The sequence below is a fragment of the Enterobacter sp. MGH85 genome (assembly GCF_001037655.1).
GTDB lineage: Bacteria > Pseudomonadota > Gammaproteobacteria > Enterobacterales > Enterobacteriaceae > Enterobacter > Enterobacter intestinihominis.
Genome location: NZ_KQ089925.1, coordinates 1,254,517 through 1,277,664, shown reverse-complemented (window position 1 = coordinate 1,277,664; position 23,148 = coordinate 1,254,517). Strand labels below are relative to the sequence as shown.

Genomic DNA, 23,148 nt, shown 5'->3' with positions numbered 1-23,148 from the left:
ACCCTGTCGCGCACGTTTCTTCTGGCTGGAGTTCCCCCTTATGCATCTTAATATCGACTGGCAGGCGGTCGATACCGTCCTGCTTGATATGGACGGCACGCTGCTTGATCTCGCCTTTGATAACTATTTCTGGCAAAAGCTGGTTCCGGAAACGTACGGTGAACAGCAGGGGATCTCCCCGGTGGAAGCGCAGGAATTCATTCGTTCGCAATATAGCGCGGTGCAGCATACGCTAAACTGGTACTGTCTTGACTACTGGAGCGAGCGACTCGGTTTGGATATTTGCGCCATGACCACCGCCCAGGGCGCACGCGCCGTTCTGCGCGAAGATACGGTCCCGTTCCTGGACGCGCTGAAAGCCTGCGGTAAGCGCCGTATTTTGCTGACAAATGCGCATCCCCATAACCTGGCCGTGAAGCTGGAACATACCGGTCTTGCTTCGCACCTTGATTTATTGCTTTCCACCCACACATTTGGTTATCCGAAAGAGGATCAGCGGTTGTGGCATGCCGTGGTGGAAGAGACCGGTTTACAGCCGGAACGCACGCTGTTCATTGACGACAGCGAGCCGATTCTGGATTCTGCGGCCGCTTTTGGCATTCGCTATTGCCTGGGCGTGACCAATCCTGATTCCGGCCTGGCTGAAAAAAGCTATCTGCGACATCCGGGGCTGAACGACTATCGCCGGATGATCCCCTCACTCACCGTGAAGGAGACGCCATGAAAGAAAAACCCTCTGATGGGGTAAGACTGGATAAATGGCTGTGGGTCGCCCGTTTTTACAAAACGCGCGCCCTTGCCCGAGAAATGGTTGACGGCGGAAAGGTGCATTACAACGGTCAGCGCAGCAAACCGAGCAAGCTGGTTGAACTGAATGCCACGTTAACGCTTCGCCAGGGCAACGATGAGAAAACGGTGGTGGTGAAAGCCATTACCGAACAGCGGCGGCCCGCAACCGAAGCCGTTTTGCTGTATGAAGAGACGGCCGAAAGCATAGAGAAGCGCGAGAAAACCGCGCTGGCGCGCAAAATGAACGCGCTGACGATGCCTCACCCGGACCGGCGACCGGATAAAAAAGAGCGCCGCGATCTGATGAAATTTAAACACGGTGAGAGCGAGTAACCCTCACCTGCATGAGAGATGAAAATGGCCCAACACGACCAATTACACCGCTATCTGTTTGAACAATTCGCCGTGCGCGGCGAGCTGGTCACCGTATCCGAAACCTGGAAACAGATTCTGGAAAACCACAACTACCCGCTGCCGGTAAAAACCCTGTTGGGCGAACTGCTGGTTGCCACCAGCCTGCTGACCGCCACGCTGAAGTTTGCTGGCGATATTACCGTCCAGTTGCAGGGCGATGGCCCAATGTCGCTGGCGGTGATCAACGGCAATAACCAGCAGCAGATGCGCGGCGTGGCGCGCGTTCAGGGCGATATCCCTGAAAATGCGGATCTGAAAACGCTGGTCGGTAACGGCTACCTGGTCATCACGATTTCGCCTGAAGAAGGTGAGCGCTATCAGGGCGTTGTCGGTCTGGAAGGCGATACGCTTGCCGCCTGCCTGGAAGATTACTTCATGCGTTCCGAACAGCTGCCAACCCGTCTGTTCATCCGCACCGGTGAAGTGGATGGCCAGCCTGCTGCCGGTGGTATGCTGCTTCAGGTTCTGCCTGCGCAGGATGCGCAGACCAATGATTTCGAGCATCTGGCAACGCTGACGGAAACCATCAAAGCGGAAGAGCTGTTCACCCTGTCGGCGACCGACGTGCTGTGGCGTCTCTACCACGAAGAAGAAGTGACGGTTTACGATCCGCAGGCGGTGGAATTTAAGTGCACCTGCTCCCGCGAGCGTTGTGCTGGCGCCCTGAAAACGCTGCCGGATGAAGAGATCGACAGCATCATGGCGGAAGATGGTGAAATCGATATGCACTGTGACTACTGCGGTACGCACTACGTGTTCAATTCGATGGATATCGCGGAGATCCGCAATAACGCCTCTCCGGCGGATCCGCAGGTTCACTAAGCTCTGAGCCTGTTGCCCGGCGGCGCTACGCTTGCACGGGCCTACAATGAATTGTGCAATTTTTTGATATGATTGCTAATTGTAGGCCGGGTAAGCGTAGCGCCACCCGGCAAGAAAGAGCACTAACGCCGCTGCGCATTATTGTAACTGTCGTAGCTCATATCGACACGCTCCCCAAAAATCTCAATATCCGCCCAGGGCTTCACGACAGATTTCACTTTCCTCTGCCTTAATGCGCGGTCAAGTTCTTCTCTGGTCAATGCCTCCGGCATTTTCCACGCGTCCCCGGCGATCCTCCAGCCCGTGTTGGTTTGTGTGTAAGCCACGATCGTGCGATCGGTAAATTGAAATAGCACGGCCTCAGGCTTGCCGTCGCCGTTAAGATCCAGCGGCATGAGTAAACAGTTACTCTGGGCGCTATCGCAGCTCTCAAAGCGATACTGATTGCTGAGCATGGCTTGCCACAATGTCTTATCAGGACGAGCCATTCCCGGTGCGAGCTGGACCTGTTTTTCCAGCATCGCGGCGGTCATCTTACCTGCTCCGCCAGCGTTCCTGGAGAGAAGACCATTTATTTCACGCTGCCGTTTTGGGTTAGAGATAAACTGCGGATCGTTTTGCAGCGTGAGCATTGCCTCCCGCCCCTTTCGTCCAGCGTTACTGAGCATATACAGGCTGACTTGATCCGCAGTTATTCTGCCGTCCTGATAGCGGGCCATATGGCTTGCAACGCTTATTCGCCACGGATCCAGCACGGGGGTATGGATCAACGCCAGGAAGATGAGGGAAAGCAGCCCGGTCGTCGGGATGACGTACGCATGGATCTTCTGCGGCTCACGGCGCTGAATCAGAACGCTGGCGCAAAAACCGACCGCCCAGACCAGCGCCACGATGGTTATCAATACCCCGTACAGACGCTCGGGTGACCAGCCGTATTGCGAAATGCGTAGCCACAGCGCCCACCCCGCCAGAACCGGATACGCGGGTACGATAGCCACAGCAAGGCGAATCATCCCTCGCAGCGGGGCATAGTAAGGCAGCGTTTGACGCTGTGGATGCCACACTATCGTCACCAGGAATAACAGCAGCAGCGCTAAAGTGGTCAGCAAGCCCGCGGCGGATATTCTGGCTGAAATGGATTCAAAGCCGACAAAAGGCAACGCGCCAATAAAGAGCAGCGCCAGCGCCGCCATCAGGGGAAGCAGACCGGTGGCTATGAGGGTCAGCAGATTTTGCAGGGCAAGGATTAACCTTACCTGCATACGCGTGAGCACGGCCGCACTGGCTGAAACCACGCCAATCGCCACTGAAATAAATCCGTCAGAATGAAAGAAAAGCCGATCAAAAAAGCCGATGCCGATAAGTTCGAAAAGCTCGGCCCAGAGGAAAAGCACCAGCCAAAAGAGACCATTCGAAACAAAAATAATGAGCAGCGTCAGCGCGTTATGCCAGTTTCGTTGATAAAAGTCGCTGTAGAACGAGGTAGTCGGGACGGGATCCAGACGCCGCTGAAGCCATGGCAACACGAACAGCGTCATCAGCAGCAGATGAAAGCCGAAAACGAGCATCTCATCTCTGAGATTCCAGCTTTCGAGTCCTGCAACGCTCCACTTAAGCCAGCCGCCCATACCCGCGACTGCCGCGCCGATCATCCCGAGTGACAGCCACAAAAATGGCTTTCTGAATGACGTCATGGCAAGAGACAACGTGGTTGTCATTACCACGGTGGCAGGTACTACACACATCAGCCACAGCGTATCCGATGGCAATTTTGCGTACTCGATATACCACGTAATTACATAGCAAATTACGCCCTGTAGAGCCCCCGCCAGCACGACGGCTACGCGCGTTGAAGGAGATAACGTCTCACGGTTTTCCATTTCTCATCCCTTGTTCATGAAAAAACTATTGTCTCATCAAGGCAAAACTCTGGCCCCCACCTCAAACTCTGAAAATAGCTGGCCCAAGAGACCTGAATCGTTTTCCCAATGTAACTCTTACGTAATTTTCTTTCATGTATGCGATTACATTCACATTCTTCTGGATAAATTCACCAGAGATTAACCTTTTAAGAACATTTTCCCCAACCAAAAAGCGATTCCTGCGATAATCTGCCCGCCCTGTGACTGGAGTCGCAGCGTTTTCCGTTAGTAAGGGTTTTGACCAGATACGTAAATCTATGAGCCCCGTCGCGGTTAACATCCCCAGAAAAACCCTACAATTTCAGGCAGTACATATTGGCTAAGGAGCAGTGATATGCGTGTTAATGGTTTAACCCCGCAAGATCTCAAGGCTTATGGTATTCACGACGTCCAGGAAGTGGTCTACAACCCCGATTACGATACGCTGTATCAGGAAGAGCTCAATCCGGCTCTGGAAGGGTACGAGCGAGGTGTGTTGACGAATCTTGGTGCTATCGCCGTCGATACCGGTATTTTTACCGGCCGTTCGCCGAAAGATAAATACATTGTCCGAGATGATACCACCCGCGATACGCTGTGGTGGGCCGATAAAGGCAAAGGGAAGAACGATAACAAACCGCTCTCTCCTGAAACCTGGCAGCATCTGAAAGGGCTCGTCACCCATCAGCTTTCCGGCAAGCGTCTGTTCATCGTCGATGCTTTCTGCGGCGCTAACGCCGACACCCGTCTCTCCGTTCGGTTTATCACTGAAGTGGCCTGGCAGGCGCATTTCGTGAAGAACATGTTCATTCGTCCGACCGATGAAGAACTGCAAAACTTCACCCCTGACTTTATCGTGATGAACGGCGCGAAATGCACCAACCCGCAGTGGAAAGAGCAGGGTCTGAACTCCGAAAACTTCATCGCCTTCAACCTGACCGAGCGTATCCAGCTGATCGGCGGTACCTGGTACGGCGGCGAAATGAAGAAAGGGATGTTCTCGGTCATGAACTACCTGCTGCCGCTGCGCGGTATCGCCTCCATGCACTGCTCGGCGAACGTCGGTGAAAAAGGTGACGTGGCGGTGTTCTTCGGCCTTTCCGGCACCGGTAAAACGACGCTGTCCACCGATCCAAAACGTCGTCTGATTGGCGACGACGAGCACGGCTGGGACGACGACGGTGTGTTTAACTTTGAAGGCGGCTGCTACGCGAAAACCATTCGCCTGTCTGAAGAGGCAGAGCCGGATATCTACCACGCGATTCGCCGCGATGCGCTGCTGGAAAACGTCACCGTGCGTGCCGATGGCTCTGTCGACTTCGACGATGCGTCCAAAACCGAAAACACCCGCGTCTCTTACCCGATTTACCACATCGAGAACATCGTGAAGCCGGTGTCGAAGGCGGGCCACGCCACGAAGGTGATTTTCCTGACCGCAGACGCGTTCGGCGTGTTGCCGCCAGTTTCCCGCCTGACCGCCAGCCAGACGCAGTACCATTTCCTCTCCGGCTTTACCGCTAAGCTGGCGGGTACCGAGCGCGGCGTGACCGAGCCAACCCCAACCTTCTCCGCCTGCTTCGGCGCGGCGTTCCTGTCGCTACACCCAACGCAGTATGCGGAAGTGCTGGTGAAACGCATGCAGGCATCCGGCGCACAGGCATACCTGGTGAACACCGGCTGGAACGGGACGGGCAAACGTATCTCCATCAAAGATACCCGCGCCATCATCGACGCGATTCTGGATGGTTCGTTGGATAACGCCGAGACCTTTACGCTGCCGATGTTCGATCTGGCGATCCCAACCGAGCTGCCGGGCGTGGATACGCGTATCCTTGACCCGCGCAACACCTACGGTTCACCGGAACAGTGGCGCGAGAAGGCAGAATCGCTGGCGAAACTGTTTATCGAAAACTTCGAGAAGTATACCGACACCCCGGCGGGTGCTGCGCTGGTGAGTGCGGGACCAAGGTAAAAGCAAAAAGGCAACGAAAGTTGCCTTTTTTAATGTTTTCTCCCTCTCCCCGTGGGCTGAGGGATCCCCAGTAATTTTTTTATGCAGAAGCAATAAAGTTGCTTTCTAAATGACTGAGGGCTGTCAGCGATGCCCTGGTCCGGCTGTAAATCGCTGAGGCGTTTCCTGCAGGCCGGGGCGAGGCGCAGGGATGCGCCGAGAGGGCGGCTTTACAGGGACGTTGCCTCCGCCCGTACCCGATAAGCCGGAAGGAATAAGCCGAGGGCACCGCGAAGCGGCGATTTTCCGCCGGGAGCCCGGGTCGCCAGGGTGGTGGCGACTGAGCCACCCTGGCACGTTCACCGGTCATGTCGTTACAGAGTAGCAAGGAACATTAAGTGAACGGAATGACCACCACCGCCGTATATTCCCCTCACCCTAACCCTCTCCCCGGAGGGGCGAGGGGATTGCTCAGTGCTCGCATTAATTTGTGGGGAACCCTCAGCCCCGTGGGAGAGGGCCGGGGTGAGGGCATCAGGCCCCACCTTTTTTTAACTCTCTTTCACCTGCCCCCGTAAAACCGGCACCGGTAACCATGCGCGAATGCTCAAACCACCCCGTTCGCTGGTGCCAATTTCCAGCAGTCCGTTATGGTTATCAACAATACGCTGCACAATCGCCAGGCCTAAGCCGGTTCCGCTGGTGCTGCGCGCGCTGTCGCCGCGCACAAACGGCTGGAACAAGTGCTTACGCTGCTCAGGCTTGATGCCCGGGCCATCGTCTTCCACCTGGAACCAGGCGCGGTTGAGTTCCGTACCGCTGCTGACTTTGATCCAACCGTTGCCGTAACGCGCCGCGTTGACCACCATATTCGCCACCGCGCGTTTGATGGAGAGCGGGTGCATACGTACCTGAATCTCGCCCGCCTGAAGGTCGGTCGCAATTTCACGTTCATAACCGCTTTCGGCGGCAACAACTTCGCCCAGAACCGCGTTCAGATCCGCCATCTCCATCGGCATCTCCTGCCCGGTACGCAGGTAGTCGATAAACTGCTCGATGATGGCGTTACACTCTTCGATATCCTTGTTGATGGACTCTGCAAGATAACCATCCTGCTCGCCCATCATCTCTGTTGCCAGGCGGATACGTGTCAGCGGGGTGCGAAGGTCATGGCTAACCCCCGCCATCAGCAGCGTACGGTCGTCAGCCAGCTGTTTAACGCCTGCCGCCATGTGGTTAAAAGCACGCGTTACCGAGCGCACTTCCGATGCGCCATACTCGCGCAGCGGCGGTGGGATAATACCTTTACCAACCTGCAATGCCGCATGCTCCAGGTCGACCAGCGGTCGGTTCTGGATACGAATAAACAGCCATGCGCCGCCGATAGCCAGCAGCATGATCGCCAGGGTGTATCGGAACAGCGGTGAGAAGTCGCCCTGATGAATCTCGGTGAGCGGAACACGCACCCAGATGTTGGGTGACAGCCAGGTTTTCAGCCAGACAACCGGCGAGCTTTTATTGACCTCAACGCGCACTTCCGTCGGGCCGCCAAGCTGCTGCGCCATCTGCTGGCTAAGGAATTCATAGTGCTGCGCCCAGCGCAGGCCGGCATCTTCCGCCGCTTCGTTCGAGTAGAGAGAAATGCCCAACTCACGGTAGATTTCCCGACGGAACGCCGGGGGGACAACCAACTGCGTGCCGTCCTCCAGTTGCAGTTTGTCGGTCATCAGCATACGCACTTCGTATGCCAGCACCTTATTAAACTGCTGAAGGCTCGGCAGGATCGCAAAGTTCAGCACCACCAGGTAGGTCGTCACCAGGCTGACAAACAGCAGGGTGACGATCAATAACAGCGTGCGGGCAAACGAACTTCGCGGCGAGAAGCGCATTCGCCTCATGCTTTAGAGCCGTCCGGGACAAACACGTAGCCCAGACCCCACACGGTCTGAATATAACGAGGATGCGCCGGATCTTCTTCCACCATGCGGCGCAGACGAGAGATCTGCACGTCGATAGAACGTTCCATTGCGGAGTATTCACGGCCGCGCGCCAGGTTCATCAGCTTGTCGCGTGAAAGCGGTTCACGCGGGTGGCTGACCAGCGCTTTCAGTACCGCAAACTCGCCGCTGGTGAGCGGCATTGGCTCATCTTCACGGAACATTTCACGGGTGCCGAGGTTCAGCTTGAACTTACCGAATGCAATGACGGCCTCTTCCTGAGACGGCGCGCCCGGCAGCTCGTTCGCCTGACGACGCAGCACGGCGCGAATACGCGCCAGCAGTTCACGCGGGTTGAACGGCTTAGGAATGTAGTCATCAGCGCCAATCTCAAGGCCGACGATACGGTCAACTTCTTCACCCTTCGCCGTCACCATGATGATTGGCATCGGGTTGCTCTGGCTACGCAGACGACGGCAAATAGAGAGCCCATCTTCGCCAGGCAGCATCAGGTCCAACACCATCAGGTGGAAGGATTCACGCGTCAGCAGACGATCCATCTGTTCCGCGTTCGCGACGCTACGAACCTGGAAGCCCTGCTCGGTCAGATAACGTTCCAGCAGCGCACGCAGGCGCATGTCGTCATCTACGACCAGAATTTTGTAGTTCTCTTGCATTGTGTGTACTCCCAAAGGTTCGGATAAGCCTGGAACAGCGTATTCTAAAAAAGTGCACGGGTTCGACCAGCAAATTCTGGTATAAATTCTAGACGAAATTGTTACAAAGCATATTTAACAGCAGCTTATCTGTTCATTTCATCACATAAATCATTATTAATCTTGTCTGTTACACTGTGCGCTACGTATTGTGCGCAAAGACAGTTAACCGGCATTAAAGGCAGCACCATGAAAACGCCTCTGATCACCCGCGAAGGGTACGAGAAACTCAAAAAAGAGATGGATTACCTGTGGCGCGAAGAGCGTCCGGAAGTGACCAAAAAAGTCACCTGGGCCGCAAGTCTGGGCGACCGCAGCGAGAATGCGGACTATCAGTACAATAAAAAGCGACTGCGCGAAATCGATCGCCGGGTACGCTACCTGACGAAATGCCTCGAGAATCTCAAAATTGTCGATTACTCCCCGCAGCAGGAAGGTAAAGTGTTTTTCGGCGCGTGGGTCGAAATTGAAAACGACAACGGCGACACCCTGCGTTTTCGTATCGTTGGCTATGATGAAATTTTCGGTCGTAAGGATTACATTTCTATCGATTCACCCATGGCCCGCGCCCTGCTGAAAAAAGAGGTGGGCGATTTAGCCGTTGTCCAGACGCCCGCGGGTGAAGCAAGCTGGTACGTCAACGAAATCGAGTATGTTAAATAGTCCGAGAGCGCCCTCCCCGGCTGGCATTTTTTGGTGTCAGCCCGTATAACTATCCCCCTGATTTTCGATCCACAAGATGAACTGACCATGATGAAAGAGTCGCTCTGCCGCATTATTGCGGGTGATATTCAGGCCAGAGCCGAACAGGTAGAAGCTGCCGTTCGTCTGCTTGATGAAGGGAACACCGTGCCGTTTATTGCACGTTATCGTAAGGAAGTCACCGGCGGTCTGGATGACACGCAGCTGCGTAACCTTGAGACCCGTCTGGGCTATCTGCGCGAGCTGGAAGACCGACGTCAGGCGATCCTCAAATCTATCGGCGAGCAGGGCAAGCTGACCAGTGACCTGGAAAAAGCCATTAACGGTACCCTGAGCAAAACCGAACTTGAAGATCTCTATCTGCCGTACAAACCGAAGCGCCGCACGCGCGGGCAGATTGCGATCGAAGCCGGCCTTGAGCCGCTGGCCGACCTGCTGTGGAACGAGCCGTCTCACGATCCGGAAACCGAAGCCGCCAAATTTATCGACGCCGAAAAAGGCGTAGCGGACACCAAAGCCGCGCTGGACGGCGCTCGCTACATTCTGATGGAGCGCTTCGCCGAAGACGCGGCGCTGCTGGCCAAAGTGCGTGATTACCTGTGGAAGAACGCCCATATCGTCTCCACCGTGGTGTCCGGCAAAGAGGACGAAGGCGCGAAATTCCGCGACTACTTCGATCACCACGAACCCATTTCTACCGCGCCGTCTCACCGCGCGCTGGCGATGTTCCGCGGTCGTAACGAAGGCGTGCTGCAACTCTCCCTGAATGCCGATCCGCAGTTTGACGAGCCGCCTAAAGAGAGCCACTGTGAGCAGATCATAATCGACCATCTGGGCCTGCGCCTGAACAACGCCCCGGCGGACAGCTGGCGCAAAGGCGTGGTGAGCTGGACCTGGCGCATCAAGGTGCTCATGCACCTCGAAACCGAGCTGATGGGCACCGTGCGCGAGCGCGCCGAAGACGAAGCGATCAACGTCTTCGCCCGTAACCTGCACGACCTGCTGATGGCTGCGCCGGCTGGCCTGCGCGCCACCATGGGTCTCGATCCGGGTCTGCGCACCGGCGTGAAGGTGGCCGTGGTTGACGGCACCGGCAAGCTGGTTGCCACCGACACCATTTACCCGCACACCGGTCAGGCAGCGAAAGCGGCTGTCGTGGTCGCCGCGCTGTGCGAGAAGTACAACGTTGAGCTGGTTGCCATCGGTAACGGTACGGCGTCCCGCGAAACCGAACGTTTCTATCTCGACGTGCAGAAGCAGTTCCCGAAAGTGACGGCGCAGAAAGTGATCGTCAGCGAAGCGGGGGCATCTGTCTATTCCGCCTCTGAGCTGGCAGCGCAGGAGTTCCCGGAACTGGACGTTTCCTTGCGCGGTGCGGTCTCTATCGCCCGTCGTTTGCAGGATCCGCTGGCGGAGCTGGTGAAAATTGACCCGAAATCCATCGGCGTGGGCCAGTATCAGCACGACGTGAGCCAGACGCAACTGGCGCGCAAGCTGGATGCGGTGGTGGAAGACTGCGTTAACGCCGTCGGCGTGGACCTGAACACCGCTTCCGTTCCGCTGCTGACCCGCGTAGCAGGCCTGACCCGTATGATGGCGCAGAATATCGTCGCCTGGCGTGATGAGAACGGTCAGTTCCAGAACCGCCAGCAGCTGCTGAAGGTGAGCCGTCTGGGGCCGAAAGCTTTTGAGCAGTGCGCGGGCTTCCTGCGCATCAACCACGGCGATAACCCGCTGGATGCCTCTACCGTTCACCCGGAAGCCTATCCGGTTGTCGAGCGTATCCTGGCCGCCACCCAGCAGGCGCTGAAAGACCTGATGGGCGACAGCAGCGCGCTGCGTAACCTGAAAGCGGTGGATTTTACCGACGAACAGTTCGGCGTGCCGACGGTCACTGACATCATCAAAGAGCTGGAAAAACCGGGCCGCGATCCGCGTCCTGAGTTTAAAACCGCGACCTTTGCTGACGGCGTGGAAACCATGAACGACCTGCTGCCGGGCATGGTGCTGGAAGGGGCGGTAACCAACGTCACCAACTTTGGCGCGTTTGTGGATATCGGCGTGCATCAGGACGGTCTGGTGCATATCTCTTCCCTCGCCGACAAGTTCGTTGAAGATCCGCACACCGTGGTCAAAGCGGGCGACATTGTGAAGGTGAAAGTGCTGGAAGTGGATCTTCAGCGTAAGCGTATCGCCCTGACCATGCGTCTGGACGAGCAGCCGGGCGACACTAACGCGCGCCGTGGCGGTAATGGCGGTGGCCGTGAACAGCAGCGTCCGGCAGCGAAAGCCGCGAAGCCACGCGGACGTGACGCACAGCCAGCAGGCAACAGCGCGATGATGGATGCTCTGGCAGCGGCGATGGGTAAGAAACGCTAATCCTGTAAATGCCCCTCACCCTAACCCTCTCCCCAAAGGGGAGAGGGAACTTGAACACCCTCGCCCCTTTGGGGAGAGGGCCGGGGTGAGGGGAAAAATTATATCGTAAAATATGAAACCGATTGCATATCCATATTTAAACCGCTACTTATCACTCCATTAACAAATACGCTTTTTATTCCTTCCCGGCTATTCCCGCAAATATTGAGCAAGGTCAAGCAGACCGCAAATTAATACGATTAACAACATCCCGTCACATTTTTATTATTGCTGATAAAAACTATTCTCATTATCATCGCAGTGTTGATTATTTAACCTCTCGTGGAATCAGGCGCTATGCAATTCACTCCAGAAAGTGCGTGGAAAATTATCGGTTTTACCCGTGAGATAAGCCCGGCCTATCGGCAGAAGCTACTGTCACTGGGCATGCTACCCGGCTCATCATTCCAGGTGGTGCGCGTGGCGCCGTTGGGCGATCCTGTTCATATCGAAACCCGACGCGTTAATCTGGTTCTGCGTAAAAAAGACCTCGCATTAATTGAAGTTGAATCTTTATCCCGTTAACAAGCCAGCGGTTTCAGTGAGTCTAAAACAATGAAAAAATTAACTATTGGCTTAATTGGCAATCCTAATTCCGGCAAGACAACCTTATTTAATCAGTTAACCGGCGCACGCCAGCGTGTGGGAAATTGGGCAGGCGTAACGGTTGAACGCAAAGAAGGCCAGTTCACAACGACAGATAATCAGGTCACGCTGGTTGATTTACCGGGGACCTATTCACTCACCACAATTTCATCTCAGACCTCTCTCGATGAGCAAATTGCCTGCCACTATATTCTGAGCGGCGACGCGGATCTGCTCATCAATGTGGTGGATGCCTCCAATCTCGAACGAAATCTGTACCTCACGCTACAGCTGCTGGAGCTGGGGATCCCCTGCATCGTAGCGCTTAATATGCTCGACATCGCCGAGAAGCAAAAGCTGCGCATCGACGTCGACGCCCTCTCCGCCCGTCTGGGCTGCCCGGTGGTTCCGCTGGTTTCTACCCGCGCGCGCGGCATTGACGCCCTGAAGCTGGCAATTGACCGCCACACGGGCAATGCCGACGTCGAACTGGTGCACTACGCCCAGCCTCTGCTGCGCGAGGCCGGGCAGCTGGCGCAGGAGATGGACAACGCCATGCCCGCCAGACAGCGCCTGTGGCTTGGCTTGCAAATGCTGGAAGGCGATATCTACAGCCGCGCCTACGCAGGCGATGCGGCGGATAAACTGAGCGTTGCACAGGCTCGCCTGAGCGACGAGCTGGATGACCCGGCCCTGCATATTGCGGATGCGCGCTATCAGGCCATCGCCGCTATCTGTGACGTGGTCAGCAATGCATTAACCGCTGAACCCAGCCGCTTCACCGCCGCCGTGGATAAGATTGTGCTCAACCGCTTCCTCGGTTTGCCAATCTTTTTACTGGTGATGTACGTAATGTTCCTGCTCGCTATAAACATCGGCGGTGCATTACAACCCATCTTTGATGGCGGCTCTGTCGCTATCTTCGTGCACGGTATTCAGTGGCTGGGCTACACCCTCCACTTCCCGGAATGGTTGACCATCTTCCTTGCGCAGGGGATCGGCGGCGGGATCAACACCGTCCTGCCGCTGGTACCGCAGATCGGCATGATGTACCTGTTCCTCTCCTTCCTTGAAGATTCCGGTTACATGGCACGCGCCGCCTTCGTGATGGACCGCCTGATGCAGGCGCTGGGGCTGCCGGGGAAATCCTTCGTGCCGCTGATTGTCGGTTTTGGCTGTAACGTGCCGTCAGTCATGGGCGCGCGTACGCTGGACGCACCGCGCGAACGCCTGATGACCATCATGATGGCGCCGTTCATGTCCTGCGGCGCACGTCTGGCGATCTTCGCGGTCTTTGCCGCGGCGTTCTTTGGTCAGGAAGGGGCGCTGGCCGTCTTCTCCCTGTATGTGCTGGGTATCGTGATGGCTATTCTCACCGGCCTGATGCTGAAGCACACCATCATGCGTGGCGAAGCGTCGCCGTTCGTGATGGAACTGCCGGTTTATCACGTTCCGCACCTGAAAAGCCTGATTATCCAAACCTGGCAACGCCTGAAGGGCTTTGTTCTGCGCGCCGGTAAGGTGATTGTAGTGGTCAGCATTTTCCTGAGCGCCCTGAACAGCTTCACCCTGAGCGGCCAGGCAGCGGACAACATTAATGACTCTGCCCTGGCCTCCGTCAGCCGGCTCATTACGCCGATCTTCAAACCGATTGGCGTACAGGAAGACAACTGGCAGGCAACCGTGGGCCTGTTCACCGGCGCGATGGCAAAAGAGGTGGTTGTCGGCACCCTGAACACGCTCTACACCGCGGAAAACATCCAGGAAGAGGAGTTCAACCCGGCTGAGTTCAGCCTCGGTGACGAACTTCTGGGTGCAGTAGAAGAGACCTGGCAGAGCCTGAAAGACACCTTCAGCCTGAGCGTGCTGGCGAACCCGATTGAAGCCAGCAAAGGCGACGGCGTAATGGCGACCGGAGCAATGGGCGTGATGGGCCAGAAATTTGGCAGCGCGTCGGCGGCCTACAGCTACCTGATCTTCGTCCTGCTCTATATTCCGTGCATCTCGGTCATGGGCGCCATTGCCCGTGAGTCCAGCCGCGGCTGGATGGGCTTCTCCATTCTGTGGGGGCTGAACATTGCCTACTCGCTGGCGACCGTGTTTTATCAAACCGTCAATTACAGCCAGCATCCGCGCTACAGCCTGGTCTGTATCCTCGCGGTGATCCTGTTTAACGTGATGGTGATTGGCCTGCTGCGCCGGGCGCGTAGCCGCGTTGACGTTAACCTGCTGGCAACGCGCAAAACCCCTACGACCTGCTGTAGCAGCCCTGCGGGCGACTGTCACTGAGGGGAAAAAAGATGGCATCGTTGATTCAGGTCCGTGACTTACTGGCGTTACAGGGACGAATGGAGGCGAAGCAGCTCAGCCTCAGCCTGCATACGCCGCAGCCGATGATCGATGCCATGCTGGAAAGGCTGGAGGCGATGGGGAAAGCCGTGCGCATTCAGGAAGAGCCGGACAGTTGTCTGTCCGGCAGTTGTAAAAGTTGTCCGGAAGGTAAAGCCTGCCTCAGGGAGTGGTGGACGCTTCGCTGATAAAACCGGTCAGCGCCGAACAAAACTCAGCAGGATGAGAGATGAACGGCGCATGTGCCGCTTTGGCAACCACCATTGATTCACTCTCCGGCCACAGCGCATCCAGCAGCGGAACCACCTTGCGCGGAACCAGCCCATCCAGATAGCCATAAATACGCAGATGCGGCACGGTCAGTGACGCCAGCGGCTCACGCAGATCGGCCGTTTTCAGGATCTCCAGTCCACCGTTCAGCACCTCAACCTCCGGCATCGGCAGGGAAAGCACCGTCTGCTTCAGCATCCGCGCGTCCTGACGGGCGGTTTCAGTTCCCATCGTCTGCAACGCCAGGAAACGCTCCACCGTCCGCTGGAAATCTTCGCTCAACTGGTGCTGGAACCCGGCCAGCACCTCAGGTTTGATGCCCGGCCACGCCTCGCGGGCGCTGAAACAGGGTGATGAGGCAACGGTGATCAGCGCCTGCACCCGCTCAGGATGGCGCAGCGTAATCTGGCTTGCCACCAGCCCGCCCAGGCTCCAGCCGAGCCAGACGGCTTTTTGCGGCGCCGCTTCCAGAACCTGCTCCGCCATGTCCTCGAGCGTCATCGCGCCGTAGCCGTGGCTGCGGCCATACCCCGGCAGATCCACCAGGTGTACCGTAAATTGCGAGGCCAGTTCCTCACTTATGCAACGCCACACTTCGGCGTTCAGTCCCCATCCGTGCAGCAGCACAAGATGACAATTTCCCGTTCCAACGGTCTGCCACCACAGCGTCTTCATCAGTTAACGTTCTCTTTTTTCACATGGAGGTTGCGTATGCTAACAGTGCCCGGCTTGTGTTGGCTATGCCGAATGCCACTTGCGCTGAGCGCGTGGGGCGTCTGTTCCGTTTGCACGGGAGCGCTGGGTTACCTGAAGGGCTGTCCGCAATGCGGCTTGCCTGCCGTAAGCCAGACGCTTCCCTGTGGTCGATGCCTGAAAAAAGCGCCGCCGTGGAGCGCGCTGGTGGCGGTGGATGATTACGTTTTGCCGCTGAGTCGTCTGGTTCATCAGTTTAAGTTTTCCAGCCAGTTCGCGCTGGCGCAGCCACTGGCACGCCTGTTATTACTGGCGGTATTGCAGGCGCGAAGAACGCGTGGGCTACCGTCGGTCGACACGCTCGTGAACGTGCCACTCTTTCAGCGTCGGCACTGGCGGCGGGGATACAATCAGAGCGACCTGCTGTGCCGTCCGCTCGCCCGCTGGCTGGGTTGCCGGTACCCCGCCTCTGCGCTGAAACGTATTCATGCCACTGCCGTTCAGCACCGGCTCAACGCCCGGTCGCGCAAAAGAAACCTGAAAAACGCCTTTCGCCTTGAATTGCCGGTCAACGGTCTCCATATCGCGATTGTGGATGATGTCGTCACCACGGGCAGTACCGTGGCTGAACTTTCCCGACTGCTTTTGCAAAGCGGCGCCGCGTCAGTTCAGGTATGGTGTCTGTGCCGTACCTTGTAGCCCTTCTTCAATGGGCGTATGATTATACCCAGGTAATTTAGTCAACTATTAGGCCAAAGCTATGATCCGTATTTCCGATTCTGCACAAGCGCACTTTGCCAAACTGCTGGCAAATCAGGAAGAAGGGACGCAGATCCGCGTGTTTGTGATCAATCCAGGCACTCCGAATGCAGAATGTGGTGTCTCTTATTGTCCTCCGGATGCTGTGGAAGCAACTGACACTGCCCTTAAATTTGAACAGCTCACCGCATACGTTGATGAGCTGAGCGCGCCGTATCTTGAAGATGCGGAGATTGATTTCGTCACCGACCAGCTGGGTTCTCAGCTGACGCTGAAGGCGCCAAACGCGAAGATGCGTAAAGTCTCTGACGATGCCCCGCTGATGGAGCGTGTGGAATATCTGCTGCAATCGCAGATCAACCCGCAGCTGGCCGGCCACGGTGGACGTGTTTCCCTGATGGAAATCACCGAAGATGGTCTGGCGATCCTGCAATTCGGCGGCGGCTGTAACGGCTGCTCCATGGTCGATGTAACCCTGAAAGAAGGGATCGAGAAGCAGCTGCTGAACGAATTCCCGGAACTGAAAGGCGTGCGCGATCTGACCGAACACCAGCGCGGCGAGCACTCTTACTACTAATTCAGTGCCCGTCTGTATTGCCCGGTGGCGCTGCGCTTACCGGGCCTGCTTTTTCTTGCCTCCCCCTCTATATGTTGACCTGCGTCTCATAATTCAAATTTTGCCTCCCTGGGTGATTCTCAATCACGTCATGTTACCCGTATCATTCCCATGGGCACTCAACACCCTTATAACAGCCGACTAAACTTATCGTTTTCGCAGGCATCAGTATGAGTGCCGTTAATACTCTGTTCCCAGTTGGGACAACCGGAATTTGTCGTTGAAACAATGACGTTACCCATAACAATTCAAAGGCCAGGTCAATCATGCCATTAGTCATCGTCGCTATCGGTGTTGTGTTATTACTGCTCTTGATGATCCGCTTCAAAATGAACGGATTTATCGCTCTGGTTCTGGTGGCACTTGCAGTCGGTCTGATGCAGGGAATGCCGCTGGTTAAAGTTATCAGCTCCATTAAAGCCGGTGTCGGCGGTACGCTCGGCAGCCTGGCGCTGATCATGGGCTTCGGCGCCATGCTCGGTAAAATGCTCGCGGACTGCGGTGGCGCGCAGCGTATTGCCACTACCCTTATCGATAAATTTGGCAAGCAGCACATCCAGTGGGCGGTGGTGTTAACCGGTTTTACCGTCGGTTTCGCACTGTTCTATGAAGTGGGCTTCGTCCTGATGCTGCCGCTGGTGTTCACCATCGCCGCTGCCGCCAACATCCCGCTGCTGTTCGTAGGCGTACCGATGGCTGCGGCGCTGTCCGTCACCCACGGCTTCCTGCCGCCGCATCCGGGTCCAACGGCTATCGCCACCATCTTCCACGCCGACATGGGTAAAACCCTGCTGTTCGGTACGATTCTGGCGATCCCAACGGTTATCCTGGCCGGTCCTGTTTATGCACGCTTCCTGAAAGGCATTGATAAGCCCATCCCGGAAGGCCTGTACAGCGCCAAAACCTTCACAGATGCAGAGATGCCTGGCTTTGGCGTCAGCGTCTGGACCTCTCTGGTGCCGGTGATCCTGATGGCAATGCGTGCCGTAGCAGAGATGGTTCTGCCGAAAGGTCACGCGTTCCTGTCCGTTGCGGAGTTCCTGGGCGACCCGGTGATGGCAACGCTGATTGCGGTCCTGATCGCCATGTTCACCTTCGGTCTTAACCGTGGTCGTTCCATGGATCAGATCAACGACACGCTGACCTCTTCCATCAAAATCATTGCCATGATGCTGCTGATCATCGGCGGTGGCGGCGCGTTTAAGCAGGTGCTGGTCGACAGCGGCGTGGATAAATACATTGCTGCCATGATGCATGAAACCAACGTATCGCCGCTCCTGATGGCATGGTCTATTGCCGCGGTGCTGCGTATCGCGCTGGGCTCTGCAACCGTTGCGGCGATTACCGCGGGTGGTATCGTTGCGCCGCTGATTGCGACCACGGGCGTAAGCCCTGAGCTGATGGTTATCGCGGTCGGTTCGGGCAGCGTGATTTTCTCACACGTGAACGATCCGGGCTTCTGGCTGTTCAAGGAGTACTTCAACCTGACCATCGGTGAAACCATCAAGTCCTGGTCCGCGCTGGAAACCATTATTTCGGTGTGCGGTCTGGTCGGGGTGCTGCTGTTGAATATGGTGATTTAATGCCATGAGTCGGGAGGCGGCTACGCCTTACCCGACCTACTCGATACCTGTAGGCCCGGTAAGCGTTAGCGCCTCCGGGCAATAAAAAACCCGCCACTGGCGGGTTTTTTATTATTTCTTCGCGGCTGCTTTTCGCCGTTTATCCAAATCCTTAATCAGCCTGTTCACTCCGTCATCGGCGAACATCGCTTCAAGCGTAGTGGACAGCTTGCGACGCCAGTTTTTGTACTGATAGCTGGTGCCGGGAATGTTTACCGGCTCCGCCATATCAATCCAGTCTTCCGGTTGCAGACCGAGCAACGCGCTGTTGCTGTCGGCAATATAGCGCTGTAAGCCACGGTTAAGCGTTGGCGTCATCGACATCAGCGACGCCTTATGCCCGGCGCGCTTCGGCAGACAGCCATGCTTATGCAGCGCATCCAGCAGCCCCTGTTTCGCCAGCTCGCGATCCTGATACAACCCACGCAGAACCTCTTCATCCGGGTAGAGGCCCAGCGTTTTGCCGAGCGTCAGGTCGCCGCTTTCCCAGTAGCCTCTGAGCGTAGGAAGATCATGCGTCGTCGCGACTGCCATTGACTGTTCAGGGTACGCTTTCGGCGCGCGGAAGGTTTTCTCATGGTCGTTTTCAAAATAGAGCACTTTGTAGGAGTAAACCCCGCTGTCGCGGAGCTTGCTGACAATCTCAACCGGCACGGTACCGAGATCTTCGCCAATCACCATGCACTGATGACGTTTACTCTCCAGCGCGAGGATTGAGAGCAGATCGTCCACCGGATACTGCACGTACGCCCCGTGATCGGCCGTTTCACCGTACGGGATCCACCACAGACGCAGCACAGACATGACATGGTCGATACGCAACGCGCCGCAGTTCTGCATGTTAGCGCGCAGCAGATCGATAAACGGCTCGTAGGCACGCGCCGCCATCACGTGTGGATCCATCGGCGGCAAGCCCCAGTTCTGACCAAGCGGGCCCAGAATATCCGGCGGCGCACCGACGGAGGCTTTCAGACAGTAAAGTTCACGGTCACACCAGGTCTCCGCCCCACCTTCCGCCACGCCGACGGCCAGATCGCGATACAGACCGATCGGCATGTTATAGCCCTGGCTCACCTGCCAGCAGGCAGCAAACTGGCTGTACGCCAGCCACTGCAACCAGAGATAGAAATCCACCTCGTCGGCATGCGTCTCACAGAACGCCTTCACTTCCGGGGTATCCACGGACTGATACGCTTCCGGCCACACCGGCCAGCCCCAGCGCATCTCATCCTCCTGGACCTGATACGCATGCAGCGCATCAAACGCCGCCTGCCAGTAAAGGCTCTCGCCTTCCTGCATCACAAACTGGCGGAAGGCTGCCATCTGCTCGTCGTCACGCTTCGCAAAGCCCTTCCAGGCCAGACGCAGCGCCGCCATTTTCAGCGCGGTCACGGAGGCATAATCGACCCAGTCCGCATCGCGGGCCTGTTTCAGCAGCTGTTGGGTGGTCTCAAGCTTCCACCACGCCTGCGCCTCTTTGCTGTTTTTGAAATCGTCTAATGCGTTAACGTCGATGTAGATCACGTTCAGCCAGCGGCGGGAAGACGGGCTGTACGGGCTGGCGCTTTCCGGATTCGCCGGATAAAGGGCGTGGATCGGGTTGAGGCCGATAAATGCCCCGCCGCGCTCACCAACAGATGCCAGCATCTTTTTCAGGTCGCCAAAATCGCCAATGCCCCAGTTGCTGTCTGAACGCAAGGTGTAAAGCTGCACACAGGCGCCCCACAGCTTTTTGCCTTCGAGTAGCGCCTGCGGCTCATAGCAGCGCTTCGGCGCGACGATCACCCGACAGTGGAAGCGGCTGTCATTCTGGGTGAGCGTCAGGCTGTGATAGCCCTCCGGCAGCTTCGCCGGAAGGGTGAGGGTTTTGCCGCCGGTGGCATGGCCTTTATGCTGATGCCCCTCTTCGGTGGTGAGCAGCCAGCTGAACTCGCCGCGTCCTTCCACCGCCAGCGGCATCTTTTTGCCCGCGGTAAAGACCTTCACGTTCGGCACCGGCGCTCCCGACGCTTTCGCGTCGGTTTTGTGCATGGCATCCAGCAAACGTCTTTTGGTGTCCGCACCAATAGACTGCGGTTTGCCGTGCGCATTGATGTAACTGAGGCTAATTCCCGCCGCCTGCGCGGCACTGTCCAGACGTTTACTCTCCATCGCGCTTCCTTAGCGTTTTGCCTGCCAGATACGAGCCTGATAATCACGGATTGAGCGGTCAGAGCTGAACATACCGCAGCGCGCGGTGTTCAGGATACATGCGCGAGTCCAGGCATCCTGGTCACGGTACAGCACGTCGACCTGCTTCTGCGCTTCAACGTAAGCGGTGAAGTCCGCCATCACCAGGTACGGGTCGCCGCCCTGTTTGTCCATGCTGTGCAGCATCTGGTCAAACGCGTGCTTGTCGCCGTCGCTGTACTTTCCGCTTTCCAGCTCTTTCAACACCGCATCCAGCACTTTGTCTTTTTTACGCCATTTCACCGGGTCGTACCCTTTGGCTTTGATGGCTTTCACTTCTTCAACAGTATGGCCGAAAATAAAGATGTTCTCTTCACCGACCTTCTCGGCAATTTCGACGTTCGCACCGTCCAGCGTGCCGACGGTCAGCGCGCCGTTCAGGGCCAGCTTCATGTTGCCGGTGCCGGACGCTTCTTTACCGGCGGTAGAGATCTGCTCGGAAATATCCGCCGCCGGGATCAGCATTTCAGCCGCAGAGACGCAGTAGTCCGGCAGGAACACCACCTTCAGCTTGTCGCCCACTTTCGGATCGTTGTTGACCGCCGCCGCCACTTTATTAATGGCAAGGATAATGTTTTTCGCCAGGTAGTAGCCCGGCGCCGCTTTCGCACCGAACAGGAACACGCGCGGGACGCGGTCGGCCTGAGGGTTCTCGCGGATCTCTTTGTACAGCGCCAGAATGTGCAGCAGGTTCAGGTGCTGACGTTTGTACTCGTGCAGGCGTTTGATCTGGATATCGAAAATCGCATTTGGGTTAATTTCAATTCCGGTACGCATTTTCACGAACTCGGCCAGACGTACCTTGTTCTCCAGCTTAATGGCGCGGTACTGCTCGCGGAACTTCGCGTCGTCAGCGTATTTTTCCAGGTTGATGAGCTGGTCCAGATCGTTGGCCCACTCTTTCTTCAGGGTCTTGTCCAGCAGGCCGGCCAGCAGCGGGTTGCACTGTTTGATCCAGCGACGCGGCGTAATGCCGTTGGTCACGTTGTGGAATTTGGTCGGCCACAGCTGGTGGTATTCCGGGAAGAGATCTTTCACCACCAGATCCGAGTGCAGCGCGGCCACGCCGTTCACCGCAAAGCCGCTTACCACGCACATGTTCGCCATGCGCACCTGTTTGTTGTGTACCACGGCCAGCTTCGCCCAGACGGCTTTGTCGCCCGGCCAGGTTTTCTCCACCAGCACGTTAAACTGGTCGTTAATTTTATTGATGAGCTGCATATGGCGCGGCAGCAGCGTTTTCACCAGCTTCTCATCCCAGCACTCCAGCGCTTCCGGCATCAGGGTGTGGTTGGTGTAGGCGAAGGTGCGGCTGGTGATGGCCCAGGCGTCGTCCCAGCTCAGCTGATGCTCGTCGATCAGCACGCGCAGCAGTTCCGGGATGGCAATGGTTGGGTGCGTGTCGTTGAGCTGAATAACTTCGAAGTCCGGCAGCTGCGCCAGCTTGCGGCCTGCCAGGTGGTGGCGGCGCAGAATGTCCGCCACGGAGCAGGCGCACTGGAAGTATTGCTGCATCAGGCGCAGCTTTTTACCCGCCAGATGGTTGTCGTTCGGGTAGAGCACTTTGGTCAGCTTCTCGGCGTCGATACCCTGCTGCTCGGCGCGCAGGAAATCACCGTCATTGAATTTAGTCAGGTTGAATGGATGCGCGTGCTTCGCCTGCCACAGACGCAGCGGCTGCGCCACGCCGTTACGGTAGCCGAGCACCGGCAGATCCCAGGCTTCACCGGTAATGGTGAACGCTGGTTCCCAGAGCCCCTGCTTCGTGACTTTCCCGCCAATCCCGACCTGCACATCCAGCTGTGCGTTGTGGCGGAACCACGGGTAAGTATTACGATGCCAGTCGTCCGGCGCTTCCATCTGGTGGCCGTCAGCGAACGACTGGCGGAACAGACCGTACTGGTAGTTCAGACCATAGCCAATGGCCGACTGGCCCACGGTTGCCATGGAATCCAGGAAGCAGGCTGCCAGACGTCCCAGACCGCCGTTACCCAGCGCCGGATCAATCTCTTCTTCCAGCAGATCGGTCAGGTTGATGTCGTGTTCTTTCAGCACATCGCCAACGTCCTGATACCAGCCAAGGTTCAGCAGATTGTTACCCGTCAGACGGCCAATCAGGAACTCCATCGAAATGTAGTTGACGTGACGCTGGCCTTTCACAGGCTTCGTCGCGGGCTGAGCGTCCAGCTGCTCTGCGAGCGCCCCGCTCACCGCCTGCCACCACTGGTGAGGCGTCATCTCGTTTGCAGCATGAAGGCCAAAACGCTGCCACTGACGCGTCAGGGCAGCCTGGAATTGAGCTTTGTTGAAAGTAGGCTGTGACATAGGGAATCGGCATCCTGTAGAGAGAAAACACATTTGGCGCTAGTGTGCCT

The 23,148-nt window shown here is 56.8% G+C and carries 18 protein-coding genes; 12 read left to right on the top strand and 6 right to left on the bottom strand.

Annotated elements, in window-relative coordinates; translation table 11 throughout:
* Positions 1 to 40: 40 nt before the first annotated feature.
* Genes yrfG through hslO form a run of 3 tightly spaced genes read left to right on the top strand, consistent with a single transcriptional unit; the run spans position 41 to position 2,025 of the window.
* Positions 41 to 724 carry a GMP/IMP nucleotidase gene (gene yrfG / locus SK51_RS05885; RefSeq protein ID WP_023307114.1) on the top strand — a complete coding sequence of 228 codons (684 nt, stop codon included), beginning with the start codon at positions 41 to 43 and terminating at the stop codon, positions 722 to 724.
* The gene (gene hslR, locus SK51_RS05880) at positions 721 to 1,122 is read left to right on the top strand and encodes a ribosome-associated heat shock protein Hsp15 (RefSeq protein WP_023307115.1); all 402 of its coding nucleotides are present in this window, start codon (positions 721 to 723) and stop codon (positions 1,120 to 1,122) included. Before yrfG ends, hslR begins: the two co-directional genes overlap by 4 nt.
* Before the next feature lie 18 nt (positions 1,123 to 1,140).
* Positions 1,141 to 2,025: an Hsp33 family molecular chaperone HslO gene (gene hslO, locus SK51_RS05875; RefSeq protein ID WP_006812239.1), complete on the top strand. Its 885-nt coding sequence runs from the start codon at positions 1,141 to 1,143 to the stop codon at positions 2,023 to 2,025.
* Between the two features lie 122 nt (positions 2,026 to 2,147).
* Here hslO and SK51_RS05870 read toward each other — a convergent pair whose 3' ends face one another.
* Positions 2,148 to 3,905, bottom strand: a complete 1,758-nt coding sequence (locus SK51_RS05870) for a DUF4153 domain-containing protein (RefSeq protein WP_032676747.1) — start codon at positions 3,903 to 3,905, stop codon at positions 2,148 to 2,150.
* Between the two features lie 376 nt (positions 3,906 to 4,281).
* On the opposite strand from SK51_RS05870, the gene pckA reads away from it, so the two are divergent.
* Positions 4,282 to 5,898 carry a phosphoenolpyruvate carboxykinase (ATP) gene (gene pckA, locus SK51_RS05865; RefSeq protein WP_023298783.1) on the top strand — a complete coding sequence of 539 codons (1,617 nt, stop codon included), beginning with the start codon at positions 4,282 to 4,284 and terminating at the stop codon, positions 5,896 to 5,898.
* Between the two features lie 530 nt (positions 5,899 to 6,428).
* Here pckA and envZ read toward each other — a convergent pair.
* Complete coding sequence (envZ, locus tag SK51_RS05860) at positions 6,429 to 7,775, bottom strand: two-component system sensor histidine kinase EnvZ (protein WP_003861615.1); 1,347 nt, start codon at positions 7,773 to 7,775, stop codon at positions 6,429 to 6,431.
* On the bottom strand, positions 7,772 to 8,491 hold the full coding sequence (ompR, locus tag SK51_RS05855; protein ID WP_001157751.1) for an osmolarity response regulator transcription factor OmpR: 720 nt from the start codon (positions 8,489 to 8,491) through the stop codon (positions 7,772 to 7,774). Before ompR ends, envZ begins: the two co-directional genes overlap by 4 nt.
* A 228-nt stretch (positions 8,492 to 8,719) precedes the next feature.
* On the opposite strand from ompR, the gene greB reads away from it, so the two are divergent.
* The 5 genes from greB to feoC all read left to right on the top strand — a co-directional run bounded on the left by greB (position 8,720) and on the right by feoC (position 14,772).
* Complete coding sequence (gene greB / locus SK51_RS05850; protein ID WP_022649631.1) at positions 8,720 to 9,193, top strand: transcription elongation factor GreB; 474 nt, start codon at positions 8,720 to 8,722, stop codon at positions 9,191 to 9,193.
* Between the two features lie 87 nt (positions 9,194 to 9,280).
* Positions 9,281 to 11,611, top strand: a complete 2,331-nt coding sequence (locus tag SK51_RS05845; RefSeq protein ID WP_023307117.1) for a Tex family protein — start codon at positions 9,281 to 9,283, stop codon at positions 11,609 to 11,611.
* Positions 11,612 to 11,947: 336 nt separating this feature from the next.
* A complete protein-coding gene (gene feoA, locus SK51_RS05840) occupies positions 11,948 to 12,175 on the top strand; it encodes a ferrous iron transporter A (RefSeq protein WP_022649633.1) in 228 nt (75 codons plus the stop codon).
* Positions 12,176 to 12,205: 30 nt separating this feature from the next.
* Positions 12,206 to 14,524 carry a Fe(2+) transporter permease subunit FeoB gene (feoB, locus tag SK51_RS05835; protein ID WP_023307118.1) on the top strand — a complete coding sequence of 773 codons (2,319 nt, stop codon included), beginning with the start codon at positions 12,206 to 12,208 and terminating at the stop codon, positions 14,522 to 14,524.
* A gap of 11 nt (positions 14,525 to 14,535) precedes the next feature.
* On the top strand, positions 14,536 to 14,772 hold the full coding sequence (feoC, locus tag SK51_RS05830; RefSeq protein ID WP_015571443.1) for a [Fe-S]-dependent transcriptional repressor FeoC: 237 nt from the start codon (positions 14,536 to 14,538) through the stop codon (positions 14,770 to 14,772).
* Here feoC and bioH read toward each other — a convergent pair.
* On the bottom strand, positions 14,747 to 15,529 hold the full coding sequence (gene bioH / locus SK51_RS05825) for a pimeloyl-ACP methyl ester esterase BioH (protein ID WP_023307119.1): 783 nt from the start codon (positions 15,527 to 15,529) through the stop codon (positions 14,747 to 14,749). The two genes, feoC and bioH, sit on opposite strands and share 26 nt — an antisense overlap.
* A gap of 36 nt (positions 15,530 to 15,565) precedes the next feature.
* On the opposite strand from bioH, the gene gntX reads away from it, so the two are divergent.
* The 3 genes from gntX (at position 15,566) to gntT (ending at position 18,505) form a co-directional block, all read left to right on the top strand.
* Positions 15,566 to 16,246 carry a DNA utilization protein GntX gene (gene gntX / locus SK51_RS05820; protein WP_023298787.1) on the top strand — a complete coding sequence of 227 codons (681 nt, stop codon included), beginning with the start codon at positions 15,566 to 15,568 and terminating at the stop codon, positions 16,244 to 16,246.
* A gap of 61 nt (positions 16,247 to 16,307) precedes the next feature.
* Complete coding sequence (nfuA, locus tag SK51_RS05815) at positions 16,308 to 16,883, top strand: Fe-S biogenesis protein NfuA (protein ID WP_003861601.1); 576 nt, start codon at positions 16,308 to 16,310, stop codon at positions 16,881 to 16,883.
* Positions 16,884 to 17,188: 305 nt separating this feature from the next.
* Positions 17,189 to 18,505 carry a gluconate transporter gene (gntT, locus tag SK51_RS05810; protein WP_023298788.1) on the top strand — a complete coding sequence of 439 codons (1,317 nt, stop codon included), beginning with the start codon at positions 17,189 to 17,191 and terminating at the stop codon, positions 18,503 to 18,505.
* A gap of 111 nt (positions 18,506 to 18,616) precedes the next feature.
* Here gntT and malQ read toward each other — a convergent pair whose 3' ends face one another.
* Both malQ and malP read right to left on the bottom strand, forming a co-directional pair.
* Positions 18,617 to 20,695, bottom strand: coding sequence for a 4-alpha-glucanotransferase (gene malQ, locus SK51_RS05805; RefSeq protein WP_023307120.1), 2,079 nt, complete (start codon positions 20,693 to 20,695; stop codon positions 18,617 to 18,619).
* Positions 20,696 to 20,704: 9 nt separating this feature from the next.
* Complete coding sequence (malP, locus tag SK51_RS05800) at positions 20,705 to 23,098, bottom strand: maltodextrin phosphorylase (RefSeq protein ID WP_023307121.1); 2,394 nt, start codon at positions 23,096 to 23,098, stop codon at positions 20,705 to 20,707.
* Positions 23,099 to 23,148: the final 50 nt, after the last annotated feature.

Bases quoted from the DNA above. Each gene is read 5' to 3' on its own strand.
- envZ (WP_003861615.1), bottom strand. From the start codon at position 7,775: ATGAGGCGAATGCGCTTCTCGCCGCGAAGTTCGTTTGCCCGCACGCTG.
- yrfG (WP_023307114.1), top strand. From the start codon at position 41: ATGCATCTTAATATCGACTGGCAGGCGGTCGATACCGTCCTGCTTGAT.
- feoC (WP_015571443.1), top strand. From the start codon at position 14,536: ATGGCATCGTTGATTCAGGTCCGTGACTTACTGGCGTTACAGGGACGA.
- greB (WP_022649631.1), top strand. From the start codon at position 8,720: ATGAAAACGCCTCTGATCACCCGCGAAGGGTACGAGAAACTCAAAAAA.
- gntX (WP_023298787.1), top strand. From the start codon at position 15,566: ATGCTAACAGTGCCCGGCTTGTGTTGGCTATGCCGAATGCCACTTGCG.
- gntT (WP_023298788.1), top strand. From the start codon at position 17,189: ATGCCATTAGTCATCGTCGCTATCGGTGTTGTGTTATTACTGCTCTTG.
- hslO (WP_006812239.1), top strand. From the start codon at position 1,141: ATGAAAATGGCCCAACACGACCAATTACACCGCTATCTGTTTGAACAA.
- hslR (WP_023307115.1), top strand. From the start codon at position 721: ATGAAAGAAAAACCCTCTGATGGGGTAAGACTGGATAAATGGCTGTGG.
- nfuA (WP_003861601.1), top strand. From the start codon at position 16,308: ATGATCCGTATTTCCGATTCTGCACAAGCGCACTTTGCCAAACTGCTG.
- SK51_RS05845 (WP_023307117.1), top strand. From the start codon at position 9,281: ATGATGAAAGAGTCGCTCTGCCGCATTATTGCGGGTGATATTCAGGCC.
- malQ (WP_023307120.1), bottom strand. From the start codon at position 20,695: ATGGAGAGTAAACGTCTGGACAGTGCCGCGCAGGCGGCGGGAATTAGC.
- bioH (WP_023307119.1), bottom strand. From the start codon at position 15,529: ATGAAGACGCTGTGGTGGCAGACCGTTGGAACGGGAAATTGTCATCTT.
- feoA (WP_022649633.1), top strand. From the start codon at position 11,948: ATGCAATTCACTCCAGAAAGTGCGTGGAAAATTATCGGTTTTACCCGT.
- ompR (WP_001157751.1), bottom strand. From the start codon at position 8,491: ATGCAAGAGAACTACAAAATTCTGGTCGTAGATGACGACATGCGCCTG.
- pckA (WP_023298783.1), top strand. From the start codon at position 4,282: ATGCGTGTTAATGGTTTAACCCCGCAAGATCTCAAGGCTTATGGTATT.
- malP (WP_023307121.1), bottom strand. From the start codon at position 23,098: ATGTCACAGCCTACTTTCAACAAAGCTCAATTCCAGGCTGCCCTGACG.
- feoB (WP_023307118.1), top strand. From the start codon at position 12,206: ATGAAAAAATTAACTATTGGCTTAATTGGCAATCCTAATTCCGGCAAG.
- SK51_RS05870 (WP_032676747.1), bottom strand. From the start codon at position 3,905: ATGGAAAACCGTGAGACGTTATCTCCTTCAACGCGCGTAGCCGTCGTG.